Raw genomic sequence first — 21,497 nt, 5'->3', positions numbered from 1 at the left:
TCATTGCCGGGCTTGACCCGGCAATCCAGAGGGTGTCGACGCTCTCTGGATGCCCGGGTCAAGCCCGGGCATGACAACCAGAGAGAATGCAGAAGAGACGCGAACCGGGAGGACGTCGGGTAAATGAGGAAGGAACTCGGGCTGGCGATCCTGATCCTGGTGATCGGCTGCGTTGTGGCGCTGCTGCAGCCGCGCTTCGTCTCGGCGGTGAACCTGTACAACATGGCCAATCTGGTCGGGCTGTACGGGCTGTTCTCGATCGGCCAGGGGCTGGTGATCATCACCGCCGGCATCGAGCTGTCGGTCGGGTCGATGTTCGCGCTGATCGGCGTCGTCTTCGTCGACATGGTGGTGAACTGGGGCTGGTCCTGGCCGCTGGCCCTGGCCGCCGCCATCGCCATGGGCGGGGTGTTCGGCGCCATCCACGGCTTCCTGGTGGCCCGGATCGGCATCCAGCCTTTCGTCGTCACCCTCTGCGCCCTGCTGATCTATCGCGGCGCCGCCCGCTACTACACCGACGACGCCACCGTCGGCTTCGGCTATGGCGGCGATTTCGACACGCTGGCGGATTTCGCCAACGGCCAGAGCTTCGGCATCCCCAACACCTTCCTGGCCATGGTCGTGGTGGCGCTGGTGATGTGGGTGGTGCTGCACCGCTCGGTGTTCGGCCGCTACCTCTTCGCCGTCGGCAAGAACGAGGAGGCGGCGCGCTATTCCGGCATCAACACCCGCGCCGTGATCGCCTCGGCCTATGTCATCTGCGGGCTGCTGGCCGGCCTCGCGGCCGTGTTCCTGGCCTTCTACACCAACTCGATCCAGCCCTCGGCGCACGGCAATTTCTACGAGCTCTACGCCATCGCCGCGGCGGTGCTGGGCGGCTGCTCGCTGCGCGGCGGCGAGGGGTCGATCCTCGGCATCATCCTCGGCACCGTGCTGCTGCAGGTGCTGCAGAACCTGGTCAACCTGCTCGGCATCCCCTCCTCGCTCAACTTCGCGGTGATGGGCACGGTGATCCTGATCGGCGTGCTGGCCGACCAGCATCTGCAGAGGATGCGCGCCGCCCGCCAGGCCCGCGCCGTCCCGGCCGGGGCCGCCCAGGCGCCGGCGGTCGCCGGATCGTCACCGAAACCGTGATATCCTGCCCGGAGGGCGGCACCCCGCCGCCGGATGGGAGGCAATGATGCCCGAGCACGGCACCTTCGTCTGGAACGAGCTGAACACCCGCGACCCCGAGGCCGCCCGGGACTTCTACGGCAAGACCCTGGACTGGAGCTTCGACACCATGCCGATGGCCACGGGCGGCGACTACATCGTCGCCAGGGTTGGCGACCGGATGGTGGCCGGCATCTTCGACATCCGGCCCGTCCCGGGCCTGGAGCACGTGCCGCCGCACTGGTTCGCCTATATCGAGGTCGACGATGTCGACGCCCGCGTCGCGGCGGCGCAGCAGGCCGGCGGCACCCTGATGCGCGACATCTTCGACGTGCCCGGCGTCGGCCGCATCGCCATCGTCCGCGACCCGACCGGCGCGGTCGTCGGCTGGATGACCTCGGCCCCCCGCCCCGCCTGACGGCCGGCGCCGTCCAGGGCAATCACTCCAATTGCCTCTCCCGCAAGCGGGAGAGGTCGGAGACGCGAAGCGGCTCCGGGTGAGGGGAGTTTGTCGAGGCCTGGACCAGCCCTCACCCGCCAGCACTGCGCGCTGTCGACCTCTCCCGCGTCCGGCGGGAGAGGCAACGCAAAGATGCTCGACAGCGCACGGCTTTCAAGCGATTGCCCGCAGACCCGCACCGGTTGACGGCGCCGCCGCGCCGCGCCTATTTTGCGCGCATGCGTCACGCCGTCTCCCTTCGCCTGCAACAAGCCCGCCCTCATCCGGCGGTCGCTGTCGCATGCGCGCCCGGGACGGGGCCGCGGTCCTCCTGACCGCCGCCTGACGGCCCGACGCACGACGCCCCGCCCATCCGGCGGGGTTTTTCTTTGATCCTCGCCGGCCCTCTTTCCCTTGGAGAGCCCCGATGATCGACCCGCACCTCCTTCTCGCCTTCATCGCCACCGTCACCGTGATCATCCTGATTCCGGGGCCGAACGTGGCCCTGATCGTCGCCAACAGCGTCGCCTGGGGGCCGCGCATCGGCCTCTTGACCGTCGCCGGCACCAGCTCGGCCATGGTGCTGCAGCTCGGCCTCACCGCCTTCGGCATGGCCGAGGCGCTGGGCACCGCCGGCCACTGGTTCGGCACGCTGCGCTGGATCGGCGTCGCCTATCTGGTCTGGCTCGGCATCTCGCATTGGCGGGCACCGCCGGCCGACCTGACCCGGGTCGCGGCGCAGCCGAAATCCGTCCGCGCCATCTATGGCCGCGCCGTGCTGGTATCGCTGACCAACCCGAAGACGCTGCTGTTCTACGGCGCCTTCTTCCCGCAGTTCGTCGACCCGGCGCGGCCGGCAGGCCCGCAGGTGGCGCTGCTGTCGGCGGTGTTCCTGCTGCTGGCCGTGGCGCTGGACGGCGGCTGGGCGCTGCTGGCCGCCCGCGCCCGCCCCCTGCTGGCCCGGCACGGCCGGCTGCGGCAGCGGATCACCGGCGGCCTGCTGGTTGGCGCCGGACTGGGCCTGGCCCTCGCCCGCGGCAAGTGACTCCATATACGTTGACGATTATATAATCCTGAGATCATATATCGTCATGGACGTGTTCGAAGTGGTGGCGGAGCCGCATCGCCGGGCGATCCTCGACCTGCTGGCCGGCCAGCCCCGGCCGGCGGGCGAGATCGTCGCCGCCTTCCCGGCCCTGACCCAGCCGGCCGTCTCGCGCCATCTGCGGGTGCTGCGCGAGGCCGGGCTGGTCGAGGCCAGGGCGGCGGCGCAGCAGCGGATCTACGCGCTGAAGCCCGACCGGCTGGCCGAGATGGACGCCTGGCTGAAACGCTTCCGCCGATACTGGGCCGGCCATCTCGACGCGCTGGAGCGGCACCTCGCCGCCACGGTGCCGCACAAGCAGGACGATCCGACATGACCAGCCGCACCGGCACCATCATCCGCCACGGCAGCACCGCGACGATCCGGTTCGAGCGCCGCCTGCCCTACCCGGTCGAGGCCGTCTGGGCGGCGCTGACCGACCCGGCGCAGCGCGGCCGCTGGCTGGGTCCCACCACCATCGACCCGCGCCAGGGCGGCCGGATCGAGACCGTGGCCGAGGGCCCGACAGTGCCGCCGCAGCACCGCAGCATCGCCGGCCGCATCCTGGCCTGGGATCCGCCGCGGCTGCTGGAGCATGAATGGCACCAGTCGCTCATCGGCGAGACCGTGGTGCGCTACGAGCTGGAGGCCGATGGCGACGGCACGCTGCTGCGCTTCAGCCACAGCGGGCTGCGACCGCGCGACGCCGGGGGCTTCATGCCCGGCACCCACGCCTATCTCGACCGACTGGAGGCCCTGCTGGGCAACGCGCCGCTGCCGGTGTGGACGCAGCGCTACGCCGAGGTGCAGCCCGGCTATGGCGGCGCCTGGTCCGGGCCGGCGGTCTGAAGGACTGTCGTCCTGTTCCAGCCCGGATTGCGCCGGCACAGTCGCGGCCGGTGTCGGGCTGCCCACCACTTGCGACGGTCAAGAAAAACCGGGCCGCCGCTTCGGTCAGACTCGCCTATTACGCGCCGATGCCGTATAGAACCGCTTTATTGTAGTGCTGATTTCAGGGAGAAGCCCAAATGGCCAGGATCCATACAGTGCTGTTTGCAGGATTCTTCATGACCGGCCTGGCCGGATGCGGCTCGTCGCAGACGACCGCCCCGGCGCCGCAGGCGGTCGAAACACCGGCGCCCGCGGTCGCCACCGTCAACGAAGCCGCCAAGTTGCGGGTCAATCCGCGGGACTTCGAGGCTTGGCTGAACAGCATGCCGCCGGAGCCCGCGTCACTGCATGTCGAAGGCAAGCTGGGCGCCGTGACCGCGCCGTCCGCCGGCTGGACGGTCAAGCTGGTGGACAGCGACCGCAAGGCAGCCCGCAGGACCAAGGTCCTGGAGCTGTGGGCGACGGCGCCGACCGACCCCGCCACCCAGGTCCAGACCCCGATGGAGGTCCCGCCCTTCGTCGAGGATCCGGCGAAGGCGAACTACAACCGGGTCCAGATCTGGTACGGCAAGCGCCACTTCACCGTCCCGGTCAAGTCGGTCCAGTAGGCGGACAGGGAGGCGGGCGTCGCGCCCGCCTCCTCTCCGGTCCACCCCTCTCTATTCCGCGATCGTCAGCCAGGGCCAGCGGGCTTGGTAGGACTCTGCCTTGGCGCGGAACAGCGCGGGCGACGGGTTCAGCGGGTTGGGCCGCAGCACGCCCGCGACCATGTCCTCCAGCCCGTTCGGGGCGTAGAGCCGGCCGGTCGCCACCTCGATGCCGAGGCAGGTGCATTGCACCAGATAGCGGTCGATGCCGTCCGTGGCGGAGCGCAGTTGCGGGTAGTCGCCGCCGAAGCGCTGCCGGTACCAGAGATGGACGCGGGCCTGGTTCCTGACCTCGACCGCGACGCCGAGATCCGCGCACAGGGCGGCCACGTCCTGGATCACCGCATCCTCCGCTTCCCAGGACAGGTCGCGGTCGTCGAAATAGAAGACGTCGTAATCCTTCACCGCCGTCTCCGGCGCCAAGCCGGAGCGGCGGTTCCACGCCGCCTGGAACAGGCAGCCGGCGGTCAGGAAGCATTGCGGCAGGCCGAGCCGCGGCAGCCGCTGCAGCAGCGCGGCATTCACCGGGTTGGCCATCGCCCAGGCGACGATTTCGGCGGCGGAGACCGGCACGGCCGGCGGCCCCTCAGCCCGTCAATCCTCCGGCCCTTCCGGCTTCGCCTTGGGGTCGAAGTCGAAATAGCGGAAGGTCGTCACCATGTGCGGCGGCAGGGGCGCGGTGACGTCGATGGTGCCGCGCGCGGGGTGCGGCAGCACCAGCCGGCGGGCATGCAGATGCAGCTGGCGCGGCAGCTCCGCCCCCGCGATCGCGGCCTTGCCGGCGCCGTACTTGCCGTCGCCCAGGATCGGCGTGTCCAGCGCTGCCATGTGCAGGCGCAGCTGGTGGGTGCGGCCGGTGACCGGCCACAGCGCGACGAAGGCGGCGTGCCGGGCCGCGACCTCGACCACCGAATAGTCGGTGACCGCGCGCTGGCCCTCCTCGTCGCCATCCTCGACCACCCGGCCAACATTGTTCGGCGACCGCGCCAGCGCCAGGTCGATGCGGCCCTGATGCGGGTGCGGCACGCCGGCCGTCACCGCCCAGTATTCCTTGCGCGTGGCGCGCTCGCGGAACGCCTCGCTCAGCCGCCGCGTCGCCTTGGCGGTGCGGCCGATCAGCAGCACGCCCGACGTCTCCTGGTCCAGGCGATGGATCAGCCGCGGCCGCTCCTTCGCGTCGAACTGCAGATGGTCCAGCAGCCCGTCGACATGCGCCTTGACCTTGCCGCCGCCCTGCGTCGCCAGCCCGGCCGGCTTGTTCAGCACGATCACGTCATCGTCGATCAGCAGGATGGCGCGCTTCAGCTCCGCCGCCAGCCCTTCTGCCTTCTCCGCCTTCAGCGGCATCGGCGCGCGCGGCACAGGGGCCTGTGCCGCCGCCTCGTCCAGCGGCGGGATGCGGACGGTCTGCCCCGGCTCCAGCCGCTGCGCCGCCTTGGCGCGCTTGCCGTCGACCCGGACCTGGCCGGTGCGCAGCAGCTTCTCCAGCCGGCCATGGGTCAGGCCCGGGAAGCGCTGGCGGAACCAGCGGTCCAGCCGCAGGTCGCCGTCATCCGACGACACCGCGACGGTCTGCACCGCGCGCGGCGCTGCGTCGCCGGATCGCGGGGTGGCGCCGGCCGCGGGCTTCGGCGCAGGATGGTCTTTTCGGGTCGGCGGCGGGGCGGGCGTTCGGCTCATGCGGGTGGTGTAGCACGAGAGGGGTTCGTCGCGTGGGGACTTATCTGTGGGTCGCGGCCGGCAGCGCGCTGGGCGGCATGGCGCGGTACTGGTGCTCCGCCCTCGCGGTCGAGCGCTTCGGCGCCGACTTCCCCTGGGGCACGCTGGGCATCAACATCCTCGGCTCCTTCATCATCGGCATCTTCGGTGGCCTGACCGGTCCGGACGGCCGCTTCCTGGTCAGCGCCGATGTCCGGACCTTCGTCATGGTCGGGCTGTGCGGCGGCTACACCACCTTCTCCTCCTTCAGCCTGCAGACGCTGGGGCTGATGCAGGACGGCGAATGGGCGCGGGCAGGCGCCAATGTGGTGCTGTCGGTGGTATTGTGCCTGGTCGCGGTGTGGCTCGGCGTCGTCGCGGCCGGGGCGGCCAACGCGCTGGCGCGCTGACCCCGCGCGCTGAAAGGAGTCCGAGGGCGTGAGATTTTCCCGCCATCCGTGCATAACATAGTATTATCGTCTCGCGACGGGAGCGAGTCGGCTCAGCGATTGGGGGAACAGGCGATGCGGTTGGGGATCGTGGCGGGGGTGGTGCTGCTGGGAATGCTGGCGGGCTGCGCGCCGAAGCCGCTGCCGCCGGACCCGACCGCCGAGGACCTGCTGGCCCATGGCGCCAAGCCGATCCCCCGGATGGAGCTGCTGGAGCGGCTGAGCGACAAGACCGTCTACGGCACCTTCTCGGTCGACACCAACACCGACAAGGCCGGCGACGCCTGGACCGAGTATTTCGCGCCCGACGGGCAGCTGTGGTACCGCGACCGGCGCACCACCTTCCGCGGCCGCTGGTACCTGCCGGACGGCAAGGACGAGCTGTGCCTGAGCTTCCGCGAGGGCGAGGAGCGCTGCGCCAAGCTGTATGAGCTGGGCGGCACGCTGCAGTTCATCTCCGCGGCCCAGGGCCCCTATCAGGGCCGCGCCGTCTCCTATGCCGACAAGACCGTGGACGGCGACGCCGAGGGGTTCGTGCCGAAGAAGCCGGAGCCGCACAAGCGGCGGCAGAAGAAGTAAGGTCGGCTCCAGGCATCGACGGACAGGTTGGGGGAATTGCATGCGCAGCGTGGTCTTGGCCTTTGTGGCGCTTCTGGTCGTGGCCGCCTGCCAGACATTGAGTCCAGGCATCACCGTCACGGCGCTCGCGGAACGCGGGGCAAAACTGGTGCCCGGCACCCGCCTGACTTCGATCTTCGCGGACCAGACGGTTTACGTTCGCTTTACACGCAACTTCGTGACCATGAAAGCAGGCGAGGAGTGGGTCGAGTATTATCGACCGGACGGAGTCTATTATTACAAAGACCGTGTCGACAGCTTCGAAGGAAAATGGACGATCGAAGGCAATGATTTCTGCTTTGCAGAAGATGTCAAGAAATACTGCGCCGCAGTATATGAGGAAAATGGAGCCTACTATTTCGTCTATCTGAGTCCGGGAACTTATCAGAATCAGGTGATCGGTCGCACCATCCGCTTCGCCAAAGGCAATGTCGAGTCCCTGAGGAATCCCTTCTCGTTCCAGTGACCCTCTCACCCCAGCGGCCACATCACCCCGAAGCTGAACGGCGCCCACAGCGCGGTGGGCGCCCCGGCGGCCCGCAGCGCCTCCGCCGTCCAGACATTGCAGGTGCGCCAGGGCCTGTAGGTGCCGTGCGCGGCGTAAAAGGCCTCGTGGGTGCCGGTCCCCGCAGGGGCCGCCAGCACGCCGCGCCCGTCCGGGCCCAGCGCCGCGGTGCCGCGGATGGCGTTGGCCAGCGCCTGCCGCCCGGCCCGGTCCAGCGCCAGCCGCCTGCAGCCGGGCGCGCCGGCCGGGTCCACGACATAGGCGACGTGCAGGGCGCTGGGACCGCCGCCGAACAGCGCCGCCATGGCGGTATGGAAGCGCAGATCGGCCCAGCTCGGCGTCTCGCGGTAGAAGGTCAGGTCGCCCCAGCCGAAGGCGACATGCAGGTTCGGCACGAAGGCGACCGGCGCCGCGTCCGGGAACACCGCGGTCCAGTCGGCCAGGTCGTCCCGCGCCGGCAGCACGATGTCGCTGTGGGTCAGGGTGGCGCAGACATAGGCCGGCGGGTCGCCCGCCACGACCTGCTGCGCCCGGCCGCCGAGCGGCAGCAGCGCCAGCGCCGTGGCGACCGTGATGTAGAGCACCGCGAGGCCGAGGAACCCGGCGATCAGAGCGGCAGCGGTCGCCAGCAGCAGGCGCAGCGCCTTCATCCCCGCACCCCGAAGATCCAGCCTTCGGTGCGGGCGGTGGCGGGGTCCAGCCCCGGCGGCGACCACACGGCGGGATCGGCGGCCAGCGCCCGCAGCCCGGCCGCGGCCACCAGCGCGTCGGTGGCGTGATCGGTCAGCGGGTCGGGTGCCGCCGCCGGGCCGCTGCCGAGCCGGGCCAGCGCCGCGTCAAGCTCCACGCGGTCGCGCACCTTGGCGCTGAGCGTGCGGCCGGAGCGGCGCCAGAACAGCCGCGGGAAGATCTCGACCATGACCAGCGGCTGCGCCGCCGGCGCCTCGAACGGCCACACCGCCAGCCGGCCGTCGAGCCGGTCGCGCAGATGGTGCAGCACCCGCATCCCGGCCAGCGCGCCGGGGCCGACGGTCTTCGGCCCGAACTGCTTGAACGGGCTGTCCGGCGCGCCCAGCCCGTCGCGGCGGCAGGCCATCTCGGCCGCGCGGTGCGGCTCGACCCAGCCGGCCGGGCGCGGCCCGCGAAGCCAGAAATCGGCGGCGTAATCGGCATGGCGGGCGAAACCGGCGCCGTGGAAATCCGGCGCTTCCGCCGCGACCCTGTCGACCAGCGCCCACAGTGCCCGGGCGTCGCCGCCCGGCGGCAGGTAGCCGGCGGCGACGGCGAAGGGCAGCGAGAACGCGCAGTCGATCCCGGCCAGCATCCGGCCGCCGCCCTGCGCCTGCGCCTCGAGCCACCCGGCCACGGCGGTCCGTGTCCAGCGCCGGCCGGCCGGGGGCGGCAGCAGCCGAGGGCCCGCCGCGCCGGCCCTGCATTCGGCCACGGCGACGCCGTCATAGGCGCCGACCGCGCCGGACCAGTCGATGGCGACGAAGCGGTCGAAGAGGGCGGGGCCGCCCTCATGCGTCAGGGATGTCACCGCGGATCACGCCTCGTGCGCAGAACGGCCGGCCGATACGGTGGCGCGGCGGCGTGTCCGAAGAAAGGCGATCAGGCCAGCGCCAGGAACGCCGCCAGCAAGCCGCCAAAGAAGACGTATTTGATCGCGTAGTACAGCTTGCGGTTCTTCTTCTTGACGCCCTTGAAGTAGGTCCGGATCGGGTAGATGTAGGCGAACGCCTTGTTCAGCCCCGAGACCTTGTCGCCATCGGCGTTGCGGGTGGCGCCGGCCTGGATCAGGTACTTGGCGAAGAAGCGGTTCACCGCCAGCGCCCAGCGGAACCGCATCGGCCGCTCGACGTCGCAGAACAGGATCACCCGGTTCTCGTCGGAGAAGTTCTCCGCGTAGTGGATGAAGGTTTCGTCGAAGACCACGTCCTCGCCGTCGCGCCAGCTGTAGGACTTGCCGTCGACGACGATGCGGCAGCGGTCATCGTTCGGCGTGATCAGGCCGAGATGGTAGCGCAGCGAGCCGGCATAGGGGTCGCGATGCGCCACCAGCTTGCCGCCCGGCGGCAGCGAGGTGAACATCGCCGCCTTCAGCCCGGGGATCCTCTGCACCAACTCGACCGATTTCGGGCACTGCGCCGCGGCCGAGGGCAGCGGGTCGCCGTACCACTTCAGGTAGTAGCGCTTCCAGCCGCGCCGGAAGAAGGAGTTGAAGCCGACATCGTCGAGCTTGTCCGAGCCCTTGATGTCGCCCTCCTCCTGCAGCCGCAGCGCCTCCTCGCGCAGGATGTGCCAATTGTCCTTCAGCGCCTGCAGCTCCGGGAAGCTGCGCGGGTCGTGATAGGGTGTGCTGGGCACCCGCGAGAACAGGTACATGAAGCAGTTGATCGGGGCGAAGAAGGTCGAGTGGTCGGTCAGCTGGCGGGTGAAGCGGTGCCGCACCTGGCCGCGGAAATGCACCCACAGCGCCGAGGCGATGTAGGCGTAGACGATCACGAACTTCGGGGCGAACACAGTGGCCAGCATCTGGGCCATACCTCCAACCGGGAACCCGGACGGACGGGGCCGGGTTTGCGACCAATTCGCATGCTCTATACCATCCCTGCCGCCTCGCCGATAGGACAACGGCGCCGCAGGGCTCAGGACGGCCCCGGCTGCCGCGGCAGGAAGCGGATCTCGCGCAGGTCCTGCAACGCCTTCTGCCACAGCGTCTCGAAGCCCTGAGTCAGGCTGGCCGCCAGGTCGCGGTCATGCACCAGGAGGGAGGCGAAGCGCCCCTCCGGCACAAAGGGGTGGTCGAGCGACAGGATCACCGTCTCGTCGTCCAGCACATGGAAGGGGTGGCCCAGCTCGCCGGAATAGCGCAGCCCCGACAGGTGGCCGAGCGACCCGCCATGCCGCCGCAGGAAGGCCAGCAGCCGCGGCGCCGTGCGGTCGGAGAAGCCGAAGATCGCCCGGTGGTCGAGGCCGCGGCCGGAGGCGGCGCGCGACACCCGCCTGAGCACGTCGAAGCCGGATTCGGCCTGGCGGTCGATCGCCAAGAGATCGCCTTCCTCGAGATAGGACAGCACCCGGCGGCGGGCGCCGGCCAGACGGGCGAGGTGGCGCTTGACATGGCTTTCGGTGCCGAGCGCCAGGTCGGCCACGCCGCGGCCGCCGCGCAGCCGCCCCGGCAGGTCGCGCAGCGTGGCGCGCAGCTGGTCGGCCTGGGCGGCGAAGCTTTCCGCCCGCTCGCGCGCCAGCTCGACCAGCCGGTCGACCACCGCATCCGGCGCCAGCGCGGCGTACAGCTTCGGCCGGCTGTGCTGGGCCTCGCACAGCCCCAGCCGGGCCAGTTTCTCCATCGCCAGGTAGATCTTCGAGGTCGGGATGTCGCCCTCGCGGCACAGCCCGGCCGCGTCCGAGACGCCGAGAATGCCCAGGGCGACCAGGGCGCGTTTCTCGTAGAGCGAGAAGCCGGCCTCGTCGAGCAGCGCCAGATCCTGCCATCGCATCGCTGTTTTCTACTCCGAAAAGTAGATGAAAGCGACAGGCCGGCCACGGACAATCGCGTCCTCACTCTTTTCCGGAGGACGCGATGAGCGAGCAGACGGCGCAGGTGGTCCCGAGCTTCTGGGTCGAGGAGGTGGAGGCGCTGCGCGACTTCTATCTGGAGAAACTGGGCTTCGGCCACATGATGGGCATCGTCGGCAAGGACGGGAAGCTCGACTTCGGAATCGTCCAGCGCGACGGGATCATGGTGATGATGGGCCGGCCGCAGTCGCCGGCGGCCGGCATCGCCAAGGGCCAGGGCGGCCCCCGGCCGGTCGACATCTACTTCAGCGTGAAGGATGTCGACGCCTATCACGACCAGGTGCGGTCGCGCGGCGTCGCGGTGACGGAGGCACTGACCACGCAATGGTGGGGCGACCGGAACTTCGCGGTGAAAGACCCCTACGGCTACACGCTGTGGTTCTACCAGAGGATCGGCGCGCCCGAAGCGCCGCCGCCCGGCGTCACGATGATTTGAGACGGCGGGGCGGAGGAGCGGCTACTCCTCCGCCCTTTGCGCCCGCAGCTTGGCCCAATAGTCGAGCCGCTTCCTGATCTCGCGCTCGAAGCCGCGCTCTACCGGGCGGTAGAACTCCTGCCGGTCCATGTCCGGCGGGAAGTAGTTCTGGCCGGAGAAGCCGTCCTCGGTGTCGTGGTCGTAGGCGTAGCCCTTGCCGTAGCCAATCTCCTTCATCAGTCGGGTCGGGGCATTGAGGATGTGCATCGGCGGCATCAGGCTGCCGGTCTCCTTCGCCGCGCGGGTCGACGCCTTGTAGGCGGTGTAGGCGGCGTTCGATTTCGGCGCCGTCGCCAGGTAGATCACCGCCTGGGCGATCGCCAGCTCGCCCTCCGGGCTGCCCAGCCGCTCATAGGCGTCCCAGGCGGCCAGCGACTGGGTCAGCGCCTGCGGGTCGGCCATGCCGATATCCTCGACCGCGAAGCGCACCAGCCGGCGCACGACATAGAGCGGGTCCTCGCCGCCCGCCAGCATGCGGGCGAACCAGTAGAGCCCGGCATCGACGTCGCTGCCGCGCAACGATTTGTGCAGTGCCGAAATCAGGTTGTAGTGGCTCTCCTGCGCCTTGTCGTAGACCGGCGCCCGGCGCTGCACCGCCTGGGCCAGCGCGGCGGCGTCGAGCGGCGCCGCCGGCTTCAGCGCGAACAGCTCCTCCACCAGGTTCAGCAGGTAGCGGCCGTCGCCATCGGCCATGGCCTTCACCGCGTCGCGCGCCTCCGGCGTCAGCGGCAGGGGCCGGCCTTCCGTGGCTTCGGCCCGCTGCATCAGCTCCTCCAGCGCCGCGAAGTCCAGGCGGTTGAGGACGAAGACCTGGCAGCGCGACAGCAGCGCCGCGTTGAGCTCGAAGGACGGGTTCTCGGTGGTGGCGCCGATCAGGGTGATGGTGCCGTCCTCGACCACCGGCAGGAAGGCGTCCTGCTGGCTGCGGTTGAAGCGGTGCACCTCGTCGACGAACAGCAGCGTGCCCTGCCCCGCCGCGCGCCGGCCGCGGGCGGCGTCGAACACCTTCCGCAGGTCAGCGACGCCGGAGAAGATCGCCGACAGCGGCTCGAAATGCAGGTCGGTGTGCTCCGCAAGCAGCCGGGCCAGGGTGGTCTTGCCGCAGCCGGGCGGCCCCCACAGGATCATGCTGGCGATGCGGTGCGCCGCCACCATCCGGCCGATCGGCCCGTCCGGCTTCAGCAGGTGGTCCTGGCCGACCACCTCGGCGATGCTGCGCGGCCGCAGCCGGTCGGCCAGCGGCCGCGGCGCCTGGTCGGCGAAGAGGGAGGGGGTGTCGTCAGTCTTGGGAGAGCGCGCCATGATGGCGCGCATCGTCGGCCAGCCGCCGCGGCGGCGCAATGGCGAGCTTCGATTCTCCGCCCGGCGCCGCATTGCTGCCACGGTTTCGCCCGGATGTGATCACGGTCACTTCGCCGGGAACTTTTGCAGTGCAAAAGGCGAACGAGATCAACCTATAACCTCGTACAATTGACAACCCCCCAGGCAGGCATGACCCTCTTGGCCGGGGACCTCCTTCGGAGAGCGAGACATGATGACCGGGCGCCTGCAGAAGCGGCCAGGACGGGTGGTCGGCACCCTCACCGCCTTGGGATTGGTGGCCTTCCTGGCCGCGTGCAACGAATCGAGCAGCAGCCAGGGCCAGTCGGCGCCGCCGCCCCCGCCGGTCACGGTGGCCTCGCCCCTGGTCAAGAAGATCACGGAATACGACGAGTTCACCGGCCGCTATCAGGCGACCGCGAGGGTCGAGGTGCGCGCCCGCGTCTCCGGCTATCTGCAGTCGATCAACTTCGCCGACGGCGCCATGGTCAAGCAGGGCGACGTGCTGTTCACGATCGACCCGCGGCCCTACCAGGCCACGGTGGATTCGGCCAAGGCCGACCTGACCAGCGCCCAGGCCAGGCTCGACCTCGCCAAGGTCCAGCTCGACCGCGCCTCGGCCCTGGTCAGCCAGTCCAACGTCTCGCGCTCCGCCTATGACCAGGCGGTGCAGGAGCGGCGGGCGGCCGAGGCCGCGGTGGCCCAGACGACGGCGGCGCTGCAGTCGGCCCAGCTCAACCTCGATTTCACCCAGGTCAAGGCGCCGATGGCCGGCCGGGTCTCGAACCGTCGCGTCGACATCGGCAATCTGGTGACCGGCGACCCGAGCTCGACCCTGCTGACCACGATCGTGGCGCTGGACCCGATCTATTTCGAGTTCGACATGAGCGAGGCCGACTACCTCGCCTATCAGCGCGCGGTGGTGGCCGGCAAGCTGCCCTCGACCCGCGACAACCAGACCCTGATCCAGACCCGGCTGCCGGACGAGCGGGACTGGCCGCATGGCGGCACCATGAACTTCGTCGACAACCAGCTGGACCCCGGCTCCGGCACCATCCGCGCCCGCGCCATCCTGGACAACAAGGACCTGTTCATCACGCCGGGCCAGTTCGGCCGCATCCGGCTGCCCGGGTCGAACGAGTACGACGCGGTGCTGATCCCGGACAGCGCGATCCTGACCGACCAGTCGAACCGGATCGTGATGACGGTCAAGGATGACGGCACGGTGGTGCCCAAGATCATCCGGCCGGGCCCGACCCAGCCGGGCGGCCTGCGCATCGTGCGCGAAGGGCTGACCGGCGAGGACAAGGTCATCATCAACGGCCTAGTGCGCGCCCGCCCGGGCGGCAAGGTGACGCCGCAGCCCGGCAAGATCGAGCCGACCCCCGAATACGACGCCAACTGAGGCCAGGGGTATGAAGTTCTCCCATTTCTGCATCGACCGCCCGATCTTCGCGACGGTGCTGTCGATCCTGGTCGTGCTGCTCGGCGCGGCCGCCTATTTCACCCTGCCGGTGGCGCAGTATCCCGAGATCGCGCCGCCGACCATCGAGATCCGCACCTCCTACCCCGGCGCCTCGGCCGAGGTGGTCTCCAACACGGTCGCGACGCCGATCGAGCAGGAGATCAACGGCGTCGAGAACATGCTGTACATGCAGTCGCAGGCGACCGGCGACGGCCAGCTGGTGATCCAGGTGACCTTCAGCCTCGGCACCGATCTCGACATCGCCCAGGTGCTGGTGCAGAACCGCGTCGCCGTGGCCGAGCCGCGGCTGCCGGAGGAGGTGCGCCAGATCGGCGTCACCGTGCGCAAATCCTCGCCCGACATGCTGATGGTGATCCATCTCAGCTCCTCGGACGGATCGCGCGACCCGCTGTACATCTCCAACTACGCCACCCTGCAGGTGCGCGACGTGCTGGCCCGCCTCGACGGCGTCGGCGACGTGCGCATCTTCGGCGCCCGCGACTACGCCATGCGCGTCTGGCTGGACCCGGACAAGGCGGCGTCGCGCAACCTCACGGCCGGCGAGATCGTCGCCGCGCTGCGGTCGCAGAACGTCCAGGTCGCCTCGGGCGTGCTGAACCAGCCGCCGGTGCCCGGCCAGGGCGGCGCCTACCAGCTGAATGTCGAGACCCTCGGCCGCCTGACCGACCCGCGCCAGTTCGGCAACATCGTCATCAAGACCGACAGCGACGGCCGCGTCACCCGCGTGCGCGACATCGGCACGGTCGAGCTGGCGGCCCAGGACTACACCGCCAACGGGTATCTCGACGAACGGCCGGCGGTGCCGCTGCTGGTGTTCCAGCGGCCGGGGTCGAACGCGCTGGAGACGGCCGACCGCCTGATCGCGACCATGCAGGAGCTGTCCAAGAGCTTCCCGCCGGGCCTGCAGTACAACATCATCTACAACCCGACCGAGTTCATCGCCGAATCGGTGCATGAGGTCGAGAAGACGATCTGGGAAGCGATCGTCCTGGTCGTCGTCGTCGTCATCCTGTTCCTGCAGACCTGGCGCGCAGCGATCATCCCGGTCGTGGCCATCCCGATCTCGCTGGTCGGCACCTTCATGGTGATGGCGGCGCTGGGATATTCGCTGAACAACCTGTCGCTGTTCGGCCTGGTGCTGGCCATCGGCATCGTCGTCGACGACGCCATCGTGGTGGTCGAGAACGTCGAACGGCATCTGCGCGAGGGCAAATCGCCGAGGGAGGCGGCGCACCTGACCATGGACGAGGTCGGCGGCGCGCTGATCGCCATCGCCCTGGTGCTGTGCGCCGTGTTCATCCCGGCGGCGATGATCAGCGGCATCTCCGGCCAGTTCTTCCGCCAGTTCGCGGTGACCATCGCCGCGGCGACGGTGATCTCGGCCTTCGTGTCGCTGACCCTGAGCCCGGCGCTGTGCGCCATCCTGCTGAAGCCGCATGTCGAGCATCACGAGAAGAAGACCTTCGTGCTGTTCCGGCCGATCCAGGCCTTCTTCCGCGGCTTCAACTGGTTCTTCGACCGGCTGTCGCTTGGCTATGGCGGACTGACCCGCCGGATCCTGCGCTTCGCCGTGGTCATGCTGGTGGTCTATGTCGGGCTGATCGGCCTGACCGGGGTGCAGTTCGGCCGGGCGCCGACCGGCTTCATCCCGCAGCAGGACCAAGGCTACCTGATCACCGTCATCCAGCTGCCCCCCGGCTCATCCCTCGCCCGCACCGACGCAGTGGTGAAGCAGGCGGCCAAGGAGATGCTGGAGGTGCCGGGCATCATCCATGTCGTGCCCTTCTCCGGCTTCGACGGCGCCACCTTCACCAACGCCTCGAACTCCGGCGCCATCTTCTCCACCTTCGCGCCCTTCGCCGAGCGCACCGCCAAGGGGCAGGACGTCAACCACCTGCAGGCGGCGCTGAACCAGAAGCTGTCCAACATCCAGGACGCCTTCATCATCACCATCCAGCCCCCGCCCGTGCGCGGCATCGGCACCGGCGGCGGCTTCAAGATGATGATCGAGGACAAGACCGGCCGCGGCCTGCCGGCGCTGGACGCCGCGACCCAGGAGATCGTGGCCAAGGCGAACCAGACCCAGGGCTTGGCCGGCGTGTTCTCGCTGTTCAACACCCGCACGCCGAAGCTCTACGCCGACATCGACCGGGTGAAGGCGGAGATGCTGGGCGTGCCAGCCGACCGGGTGTTCGAGACACTGGAGGTCTATCTCGGCTCGACCTATGTCAACGACTTCAACTATCTCGGCCGCACCTTCCGCCTGACCGCGCAGGCGGACGGCAAGTTCCGGCAGAACCTGCGCGACATCGGCAACTACAAGACCCGGAGCGACAGCGGCGGGATGGTGCCGCTCAGCGCCGTGGCCAGCTTCCACGACCGCACCGGCGCCTATCGCGTGCCGCGCTTCAACCTGTACCCGGCGGCCGAGGTGCAGGGGTCGACCCTGCCGGGCTATTCCACCGGCTTCGCCCTGGCGACGATGGAGCAGATCGCCACCGAGACCCTGCCGCAGGGCTTCGGCTTCGAATGGACCGAGATCGCGCTGCAGGAGAAGCTGGCCGGCAACACCGGCATGCTGGTCTTCGTCGCCTCGGTGGTGTTCGTCTTCCTGCTGCTGGCGGCGCAGTATGAAAGCTGGACCCTGCCGCTGTCGGTCATCCTGATCGTGCCGATGTGCCTGCTGGCCGCGGTCAGCGGCCTGCTGCTCAGGGGCATGGACGTCAACATCCTGGCGCAGATCGGCTTCGTCGTGCTGATCGGCCTGGCGGCGAAGAACGCGATCCTGATCGTCGAGTTCGCCCGCCAGGCGGAGGAGCATGGCGAGACCAGGCAGGAGGCCGCGGTCTCGGCCGCCCGCACCCGGCTGCGGCCGATCCTGATGACGTCCTTCGCCTTCATCTTCGGCGTGGTGCCGCTGGTGATCGCGTCGGGCGCCGGCTACGAGATGCGGCAGTCGCTGGGCACCGCGGTGTTCTTCGGCATGATCGGCGTGACCGTGTTCGGCCTCTTGTTCACGCCGATGTTCTACGTCGTCTGCCGCTGGCTGGGCACAGTGTTCGCCCGGCGCAAGCCGGCGGCGCCGAAGCCGGAGAGCACCCCGGCGGCGTGATCGTCACAATGACGGTGTCCTGGGCCACTCAGCCCGGGACACCGTTGCGCGCCAGCTCCGGCAGGCGCAGCGACCGATAGAGTTCCGACAGGATGCCGGCGAAGACGCCGACCTCGACGGTGGTCAGGGCCATCGACACCAGGTCGATCACCAGGCTGACCAGCCCAGGCCCCTCCTCCTCCGGCAGGATCGCGTCCAGCACCAGGCCAAGGCCGATGGCCACCACGAAGAATCCCAGCAGGGCGATGACCAGCGCCGCCAGCACCGCCGTCCGGTGGCCGCGCAGCAGCCGGCTGCTCTCGCCGCCGGTGAGGCCGCGGTCGCCGATGGCGATGGCGGGCAGGACCAGCCCGTAGAAGGCAAAGGGCACGGTCGACAGCACCGTGACCACGGCCGTCAGCAGCAGGATCCCCGGCACGCCGCCCGAGGCCCCGCCATCGGCGAAGGCCTGCAGCAGCGACGGCCCACCGACGAGGCCGAACAGGATCGACAGCACGAACAGCCCGGCCACGGATGTGAGCATGCCGAGGATGCCGAGCCAGATCTGGGCCAGGAAGAAGCGCGCCATGGCGGCGTCGGCCGGGAACGGCGCCATCTCGCCGCGCAGCACATAGCGGTGCCAGCTGACGCCGATCAGCGCGACCGCGAACAGCAGCACCAGCATCGACAGCAGCACGGCCAGGGCGCCGGCGCCGGACGGGGCCTGCCCCGACGCCATCGCCGCCACCTCGTCGCCCCACAGCCAGTCGATGGCGAAGCGGAAGATCAGGGCGAAGACGACGGCGGGCGCCGCCAGCCGCGCCAGGGCCCCGGCGTGCCCCAGGACCCAGCCCACGGAGCGCCGCAGCAGATCGCCGGTCGAAAGTGCCGTCATCGTCCATCCCCTTCCTCGAATCGGGGCGGATCATTCCAGCCGCCGCCGGGCAGGGCAACCGATGGACGCTCCGCGACGCTGCGCCTGCCCGGGATGATGGTCGAACGGCTGAGCAAGAGGCGCGCTCGAACCTTCTGCAACCGCTGCCCGGATGCTGTGTCGAAGATCATCGCGCCAGGTGTGGGCGATACGGTCGGCGGCGTCGCCGTCGTCTTCAATCAGGGAGAGTCGCCTGGATCAAGGCGGCCGATGGCGATGCCGCAAGCCACGGCCCGGACAGGTCCGATCCGGACGACGTCACAGCGGCCTAGCTCTCCATGTTCTGCGGCAGGACGTTGATGCCGGGCTCCCTGCGGCCGACGCAGAGCATCCCGGTGTTGCCGGTGTGATCAAAGAGCGAGCAGCCGAACCGGCCGACATCGTTGCGCATCATGATCGCGCCGACAACGGCCATGTCGTAGGCGTTCATCTCCATAATCGGTTCGTTCCACGGGCGTCGGCGGGAGATGTTGTAGGCCCAGTGCAGCGGCGGGAGCCGGTATCGGAACCAGTTCAGGCGGCGGCGCTTCTCGCGGATGTCACCGACGGTAAAGTGGAGCGCGAAGGACCCACCGGGCCGGAGCAGCTTCAGCAGCGTGTCGATGATTCCGTAGCCCTGCTCGGGCCGGATGTGCTGCAGCACAACGAAGGTGTTGACGAAGTCGAAGGTGCCAGTTTCGCCGGCCAGCTCGTCAAGAGAGGAGAACGAGCGGAGCTTGTCGGAGGAGACGTTCTGTCGAGCCAGCGCCAGTTGATCCTGCGAGACGTCGACGCCGACGATCCCGTCGAACCGGTCGACCAGCTGCAGCAGCAGCCGCCCTGCGCCGCAGCCGAAATCGAGTGCTTTGCCGTGCTGTTGGGGCGCGACGTCGTAGCGGGCCAGCTGCGCGAAGACATGATCCATGTGGATCTTGCCGGTCTCGAAAAACCGGCTGCGCCACCGGGCCTCGAACTCCGCCGTCTCGATGCCGACGATCCCGTAATACGGGTTGACCTGGCCCCAGCGCTGCCACTGACGATCCGTTGCCGATGGCATGAAAATCCTCCCCTGGCGAATTCGCTTCAAAATCAAGACGATCATAGGGCCGATCTCGTGATCTGTCACACTCACCGGGTCAGGTAGATCGCCGAGGGAAGAGCCGAGCGGATTCAACGGGCGGGTGTTCCGAGGCCGCTTTTACTTCGGCGTCGAATGATCCAATCCGGGATCAAATCAGTGGCGCGACGGGCCAAGCTTTTGGCGCCGCATGCGAAATCAGGATCTCGATATCCGCCCAAGCGGCTGGCCCTGTGGGAGCAGCCTTTCATCCTCCCCTTCGCAAGCAGGAGGGGGAGGGCCCGTGCGCGTCCGTGCGGATGGCTGCCTGAAGCCGGTCGGGTGCGCCGGGCCGGATCCCCGGCCAGGGGACAAGAGACACGCGCCCCTATCTCCCGATGACCGTCTCCAGCACCTGCCCGCCGCGCTGGACGGCGATGCGCCAGGGGCCGCGGGAGCCGCGCAGCGCGTCGTCCAGCGCCGCCGTGCTCTCCACCACCTCGTCGTTCAGCCGCAGCAGCACGTCGCCGGGCTGCAGCCCCAGCCGGGCGGCCGGGCTGCGGGCGGCGACCGCGGTCACCACCACGCCCTTGCCGGAACCGTTCAGCCGCATCTCCTCGACCACCGCCGGCGAGACGTTGACCACGGTGGCGCCGGCCAGGGGCGAACGGCCGCCGAGCACGCGCTGGTCGCGCGCCGGCGTCTCCGGCGGCGCCTCGACCGGCAGGGCCAGCTCGGCCGTGTCCTTGCCGCGCCGCACGGTCAGCGTCGCGCTCGCCCCGAGATCGAGCGTCGCCAGGCGGAAGCGCAGCGATTCCGGGTCGTCGACCGTATGGCCGTCGACTGCGGTGACCACGTCGCCGACCTTCAGGCCGGCCCGCGCCGCCGGGCCGCCGGCGGTGACGCCGTTGACCAGGATGCCGGCCGGCCGGTCCAGGCCGTAGGCCTCGGCCAGGCTGCGGTCGACCGCCTGGCCGTCGGCGCCGAGCCAGGGCCGCACGACGGGCTGCCCGGTCTCCGCCGCCCGCATCATGCTGCGCAGCATGTTGGCCGGGATGGCGAAGCCGATGCCGAGCGACCCGCCGGTGCGGCTGTAGATCGCCGTGTTGATGCCGACCAGCCGGCCCTTCATGTCGATCAGCGCGCCGCCGGAATTGCCGGGGTTCACCGCCGCGTCGGTCTGGATGAAGAAATCGTAGTCGGAGATGCCGACGGCGGTGCGGGCGATGGCGGAGACGATGCCCATGGTCACGGTCTGGCCGACGCCGAAGGGGTTGCCGATCGCCAGTACTAGGTCGCCGACCTCGAGCGCGTCGCTGTCGCCGAGCGGCAGCGCGGGCAGCGACCGGCCGGACAGGTCCTTGAGCTTGAGGAAGGCCAGGTCGGTGCGCTCATCCGACAGCGCCACCTCGGCCTCGTATTCGGTGCGGTCGGACAGCACCACGGTGATCTGGTCGGCGTCCTTGATCACATGGTGGTTGGTGACCACCAGCCCGCCGGACCCGACCAGGACGCCGGAGCCGAGCGAATTCTCGACCCGCTGCCGCGGCCGGCCGCCCGGCATGTCGTCGCCGAAGAAGCGCTGGAAGAAGGGGTCGTCGAACAGCGGGTTCGCCCGCTCGACCACCATGTGGCGGGCATAGATGTTGACCACGGCCGGCGCCGCGCTGCGCACCAGCGGCGCGAAGCTGAGGTCGATCTCGGCCTTGCTGGTCGGCACCACCGGCTCCGCCCCGGCCGGCCCGGCCAGCAGGAGCAGCACCGCCGCCGCGGCGCCTGCGAAACGGGACATCCTTCCTCCATCCGCCGTCACGGCCGTGGATCTAGCCGAGGCCCCGCCCAGCGTCCAGGGTCCGTCCTGCCGCGGAGGAGATGGGCCTCTCTTCCGATTGGGCTCCTTTTTTGTCCCCCTCCCCTTGCGGGAGGGGGATAGGGGGAGGGGTCTGCGCGCGTCCGCGCGCGAAGATGACGAACTCTAAGATACCTGACCGATTGCTCCGCCAGGATCCAGACCGACCGGCTCTGGCCGCGAGAACCCCCTCCCCCTACCCCCCTCCCGCAAGGGGAGGGGGAGTGTGGATCGGCCTCTC

The 21,497-nt window shown here is 69.6% G+C and carries 23 protein-coding genes; 12 read left to right on the top strand and 11 right to left on the bottom strand.

The window, feature by feature from the left end; translation table 11 throughout:
• Window positions 1-123 precede the first annotated feature (123 nt).
• The 6 genes from ABDW35_RS10310 to ABDW35_RS10285 all read left to right on the top strand — a co-directional run bounded on the left by ABDW35_RS10310 (window position 124) and on the right by ABDW35_RS10285 (window position 4,174).
• The gene (locus ABDW35_RS10310; RefSeq protein WP_343713775.1) at window positions 124-1,134 is read left to right on the top strand and encodes an ABC transporter permease; all 1,011 of its coding nucleotides are present in this window, start codon (window positions 124-126) and stop codon (window positions 1,132-1,134) included.
• Window positions 1,135-1,180: 46 nt separating this feature from the next.
• Window positions 1,181-1,570: a VOC family protein gene (locus ABDW35_RS10305; RefSeq protein ID WP_343713774.1), complete on the top strand. Its 390-nt coding sequence runs from the start codon at window positions 1,181-1,183 to the stop codon at window positions 1,568-1,570.
• 448 nt (window positions 1,571-2,018) lie between these two features.
• A complete protein-coding gene (locus ABDW35_RS10300; protein ID WP_343713773.1) occupies window positions 2,019-2,636 on the top strand; it encodes a LysE family translocator in 618 nt (205 codons plus the stop codon).
• A gap of 46 nt (window positions 2,637-2,682) precedes the next feature.
• The gene (locus ABDW35_RS10295; RefSeq protein ID WP_343713772.1) at window positions 2,683-3,012 is read left to right on the top strand and encodes a metalloregulator ArsR/SmtB family transcription factor; all 330 of its coding nucleotides are present in this window, start codon (window positions 2,683-2,685) and stop codon (window positions 3,010-3,012) included.
• Window positions 3,009-3,524, top strand: coding sequence for an SRPBCC family protein (locus tag ABDW35_RS10290; protein WP_343713771.1), 516 nt, complete (start codon window positions 3,009-3,011; stop codon window positions 3,522-3,524). The genes ABDW35_RS10295 and ABDW35_RS10290 overlap by 4 nt, the downstream gene beginning before the upstream one ends.
• A gap of 179 nt (window positions 3,525-3,703) precedes the next feature.
• Window positions 3,704-4,174 (top strand): hypothetical protein, encoded by a 471-nt coding sequence (locus ABDW35_RS10285; RefSeq protein ID WP_343713770.1) that lies wholly within the window; start codon window positions 3,704-3,706, stop codon window positions 4,172-4,174.
• A gap of 51 nt (window positions 4,175-4,225) precedes the next feature.
• On the opposite strand, the gene ABDW35_RS10280 is transcribed toward ABDW35_RS10285, so the two are convergent.
• Both ABDW35_RS10280 and ABDW35_RS10275 read right to left on the bottom strand, forming a co-directional pair.
• On the bottom strand, window positions 4,226-4,786 hold the full coding sequence (locus ABDW35_RS10280) for a nucleotidyltransferase family protein (RefSeq protein WP_343713769.1): 561 nt from the start codon (window positions 4,784-4,786) through the stop codon (window positions 4,226-4,228).
• A 21-nt stretch (window positions 4,787-4,807) separates the two neighbouring features.
• Window positions 4,808-5,893 carry an RluA family pseudouridine synthase gene (locus ABDW35_RS10275; protein WP_343713768.1) on the bottom strand — a complete coding sequence of 362 codons (1,086 nt, stop codon included), beginning with the start codon at window positions 5,891-5,893 and terminating at the stop codon, window positions 4,808-4,810.
• Between the two features lie 32 nt (window positions 5,894-5,925).
• On the opposite strand from ABDW35_RS10275, the gene crcB reads away from it, so the two are divergent.
• The 3 genes from crcB to ABDW35_RS10260 all read left to right on the top strand — a co-directional run bounded on the left by crcB (window position 5,926) and on the right by ABDW35_RS10260 (window position 7,444).
• On the top strand, window positions 5,926-6,321 hold the full coding sequence (gene crcB / locus ABDW35_RS10270; protein ID WP_343713767.1) for a fluoride efflux transporter CrcB: 396 nt from the start codon (window positions 5,926-5,928) through the stop codon (window positions 6,319-6,321).
• 114 nt (window positions 6,322-6,435) lie between these two features.
• Window positions 6,436-6,939: a hypothetical protein gene (locus tag ABDW35_RS10265; RefSeq protein WP_343713766.1), complete on the top strand. Its 504-nt coding sequence runs from the start codon at window positions 6,436-6,438 to the stop codon at window positions 6,937-6,939.
• Between the two features lie 40 nt (window positions 6,940-6,979).
• Window positions 6,980-7,444, top strand: a complete 465-nt coding sequence (locus tag ABDW35_RS10260; RefSeq protein ID WP_343713765.1) for a hypothetical protein — start codon at window positions 6,980-6,982, stop codon at window positions 7,442-7,444.
• 5 nt (window positions 7,445-7,449) lie between these two features.
• On the opposite strand, the gene ABDW35_RS10255 is transcribed toward ABDW35_RS10260, so the two are convergent.
• The 4 genes from ABDW35_RS10255 to ABDW35_RS10240 all read right to left on the bottom strand — a co-directional run bounded on the left by ABDW35_RS10255 (window position 7,450) and on the right by ABDW35_RS10240 (window position 10,986).
• The gene (locus ABDW35_RS10255; RefSeq protein ID WP_343713764.1) at window positions 7,450-8,133 is read right to left on the bottom strand and encodes a DUF2459 domain-containing protein; all 684 of its coding nucleotides are present in this window, start codon (window positions 8,131-8,133) and stop codon (window positions 7,450-7,452) included.
• On the bottom strand, window positions 8,130-9,023 hold the full coding sequence (locus ABDW35_RS10250; RefSeq protein WP_343713763.1) for a hypothetical protein: 894 nt from the start codon (window positions 9,021-9,023) through the stop codon (window positions 8,130-8,132). Before ABDW35_RS10250 ends, ABDW35_RS10255 begins: the two co-directional genes overlap by 4 nt.
• 71 nt (window positions 9,024-9,094) lie before the next feature.
• Window positions 9,095-10,018: an aspartyl/asparaginyl beta-hydroxylase domain-containing protein gene (locus ABDW35_RS10245; RefSeq protein WP_343713762.1), complete on the bottom strand. Its 924-nt coding sequence runs from the start codon at window positions 10,016-10,018 to the stop codon at window positions 9,095-9,097.
• A gap of 113 nt (window positions 10,019-10,131) precedes the next feature.
• A complete protein-coding gene (locus ABDW35_RS10240; protein WP_343713761.1) occupies window positions 10,132-10,986 on the bottom strand; it encodes a helix-turn-helix domain-containing protein in 855 nt (284 codons plus the stop codon).
• Window positions 10,987-11,069: 83 nt separating this feature from the next.
• On the opposite strand from ABDW35_RS10240, the gene ABDW35_RS10235 reads away from it, so the two are divergent.
• The gene (locus ABDW35_RS10235; protein ID WP_343713760.1) at window positions 11,070-11,501 is read left to right on the top strand and encodes a VOC family protein; all 432 of its coding nucleotides are present in this window, start codon (window positions 11,070-11,072) and stop codon (window positions 11,499-11,501) included.
• A gap of 21 nt (window positions 11,502-11,522) precedes the next feature.
• Here ABDW35_RS10235 and ABDW35_RS10230 read toward each other — a convergent pair whose 3' ends face one another.
• Both ABDW35_RS10230 and ABDW35_RS10225 read right to left on the bottom strand, forming a co-directional pair.
• Window positions 11,523-12,842 (bottom strand): replication-associated recombination protein A, encoded by a 1,320-nt coding sequence (locus ABDW35_RS10230; RefSeq protein WP_343713759.1) that lies wholly within the window; start codon window positions 12,840-12,842, stop codon window positions 11,523-11,525.
• Window positions 12,820-12,993 (bottom strand): hypothetical protein, encoded by a 174-nt coding sequence (locus ABDW35_RS10225; RefSeq protein WP_343713758.1) that lies wholly within the window; start codon window positions 12,991-12,993, stop codon window positions 12,820-12,822. The genes ABDW35_RS10230 and ABDW35_RS10225 overlap by 23 nt, the downstream gene beginning before the upstream one ends.
• 78 nt (window positions 12,994-13,071) lie before the next feature.
• Between ABDW35_RS10225 and ABDW35_RS10220 the strand changes: the two genes are divergently transcribed.
• The gene (locus tag ABDW35_RS10220) at window positions 13,072-14,265 is read left to right on the top strand and encodes an efflux RND transporter periplasmic adaptor subunit (protein ID WP_343713757.1); all 1,194 of its coding nucleotides are present in this window, start codon (window positions 13,072-13,074) and stop codon (window positions 14,263-14,265) included.
• 10 nt (window positions 14,266-14,275) lie between these two features.
• The gene (locus ABDW35_RS10215; protein ID WP_343713756.1) at window positions 14,276-17,458 is read left to right on the top strand and encodes a multidrug efflux RND transporter permease subunit; all 3,183 of its coding nucleotides are present in this window, start codon (window positions 14,276-14,278) and stop codon (window positions 17,456-17,458) included.
• A gap of 28 nt (window positions 17,459-17,486) precedes the next feature.
• On the opposite strand, the gene ABDW35_RS10210 is transcribed toward ABDW35_RS10215, so the two are convergent.
• From ABDW35_RS10210 to ABDW35_RS10200, 3 genes are all read right to left on the bottom strand, one after another.
• Window positions 17,487-18,332: a hypothetical protein gene (locus tag ABDW35_RS10210; protein WP_343713755.1), complete on the bottom strand. Its 846-nt coding sequence runs from the start codon at window positions 18,330-18,332 to the stop codon at window positions 17,487-17,489.
• Between the two features lie 307 nt (window positions 18,333-18,639).
• Window positions 18,640-19,452, bottom strand: a complete 813-nt coding sequence (locus ABDW35_RS10205; RefSeq protein WP_343713754.1) for a class I SAM-dependent methyltransferase — start codon at window positions 19,450-19,452, stop codon at window positions 18,640-18,642.
• Window positions 19,453-19,795: 343 nt separating this feature from the next.
• On the bottom strand, window positions 19,796-21,199 hold the full coding sequence (locus tag ABDW35_RS10200; protein ID WP_343713753.1) for a Do family serine endopeptidase: 1,404 nt from the start codon (window positions 21,197-21,199) through the stop codon (window positions 19,796-19,798).
• Window positions 21,200-21,497: the final 298 nt, after the last annotated feature.

The organism is Inquilinus sp. (assembly GCF_039594555.1).
Classification (GTDB): domain Bacteria; phylum Pseudomonadota; class Alphaproteobacteria; order DSM-16000; family Inquilinaceae; genus Inquilinus.
Note: the sequence above shows the minus strand (reverse complement) of the source record. Positions and strands in the feature narration are given on the sequence as shown.

Excerpts from the sequence above, each read along its gene's own strand:
- ABDW35_RS10310 (WP_343713775.1), top strand. The coding sequence starts at position 124 with ATGAGGAAGGAACTCGGGCTGGCGATCCTGATCCTGGTGATCGGCTGC.
- ABDW35_RS10255 (WP_343713764.1), bottom strand. The coding sequence starts at position 8,133 with ATGAAGGCGCTGCGCCTGCTGCTGGCGACCGCTGCCGCTCTGATCGCC.
- ABDW35_RS10300 (WP_343713773.1), top strand. The coding sequence starts at position 2,019 with ATGATCGACCCGCACCTCCTTCTCGCCTTCATCGCCACCGTCACCGTG.
- ABDW35_RS10245 (WP_343713762.1), bottom strand. The coding sequence starts at position 10,018 with ATGCTGGCCACTGTGTTCGCCCCGAAGTTCGTGATCGTCTACGCCTAC.
- ABDW35_RS10285 (WP_343713770.1), top strand. The coding sequence starts at position 3,704 with ATGGCCAGGATCCATACAGTGCTGTTTGCAGGATTCTTCATGACCGGC.
- ABDW35_RS10220 (WP_343713757.1), top strand. The coding sequence starts at position 13,072 with ATGATGACCGGGCGCCTGCAGAAGCGGCCAGGACGGGTGGTCGGCACC.
- ABDW35_RS10215 (WP_343713756.1), top strand. The coding sequence starts at position 14,276 with ATGAAGTTCTCCCATTTCTGCATCGACCGCCCGATCTTCGCGACGGTG.
- ABDW35_RS10230 (WP_343713759.1), bottom strand. The coding sequence starts at position 12,842 with ATGGCGCGCTCTCCCAAGACTGACGACACCCCCTCCCTCTTCGCCGAC.
- ABDW35_RS10265 (WP_343713766.1), top strand. The coding sequence starts at position 6,436 with ATGCGGTTGGGGATCGTGGCGGGGGTGGTGCTGCTGGGAATGCTGGCG.
- ABDW35_RS10290 (WP_343713771.1), top strand. The coding sequence starts at position 3,009 with ATGACCAGCCGCACCGGCACCATCATCCGCCACGGCAGCACCGCGACG.
- ABDW35_RS10200 (WP_343713753.1), bottom strand. The coding sequence starts at position 21,199 with ATGTCCCGTTTCGCAGGCGCCGCGGCGGCGGTGCTGCTCCTGCTGGCC.
- ABDW35_RS10210 (WP_343713755.1), bottom strand. The coding sequence starts at position 18,332 with ATGACGGCACTTTCGACCGGCGATCTGCTGCGGCGCTCCGTGGGCTGG.
- ABDW35_RS10295 (WP_343713772.1), top strand. The coding sequence starts at position 2,683 with ATGGACGTGTTCGAAGTGGTGGCGGAGCCGCATCGCCGGGCGATCCTC.
- ABDW35_RS10235 (WP_343713760.1), top strand. The coding sequence starts at position 11,070 with ATGAGCGAGCAGACGGCGCAGGTGGTCCCGAGCTTCTGGGTCGAGGAG.
- ABDW35_RS10305 (WP_343713774.1), top strand. The coding sequence starts at position 1,181 with ATGCCCGAGCACGGCACCTTCGTCTGGAACGAGCTGAACACCCGCGAC.
- ABDW35_RS10205 (WP_343713754.1), bottom strand. The coding sequence starts at position 19,452 with ATGATCGTCTTGATTTTGAAGCGAATTCGCCAGGGGAGGATTTTCATG.
- ABDW35_RS10240 (WP_343713761.1), bottom strand. The coding sequence starts at position 10,986 with ATGCGATGGCAGGATCTGGCGCTGCTCGACGAGGCCGGCTTCTCGCTC.
- ABDW35_RS10275 (WP_343713768.1), bottom strand. The coding sequence starts at position 5,893 with ATGAGCCGAACGCCCGCCCCGCCGCCGACCCGAAAAGACCATCCTGCG.
- ABDW35_RS10260 (WP_343713765.1), top strand. The coding sequence starts at position 6,980 with ATGCGCAGCGTGGTCTTGGCCTTTGTGGCGCTTCTGGTCGTGGCCGCC.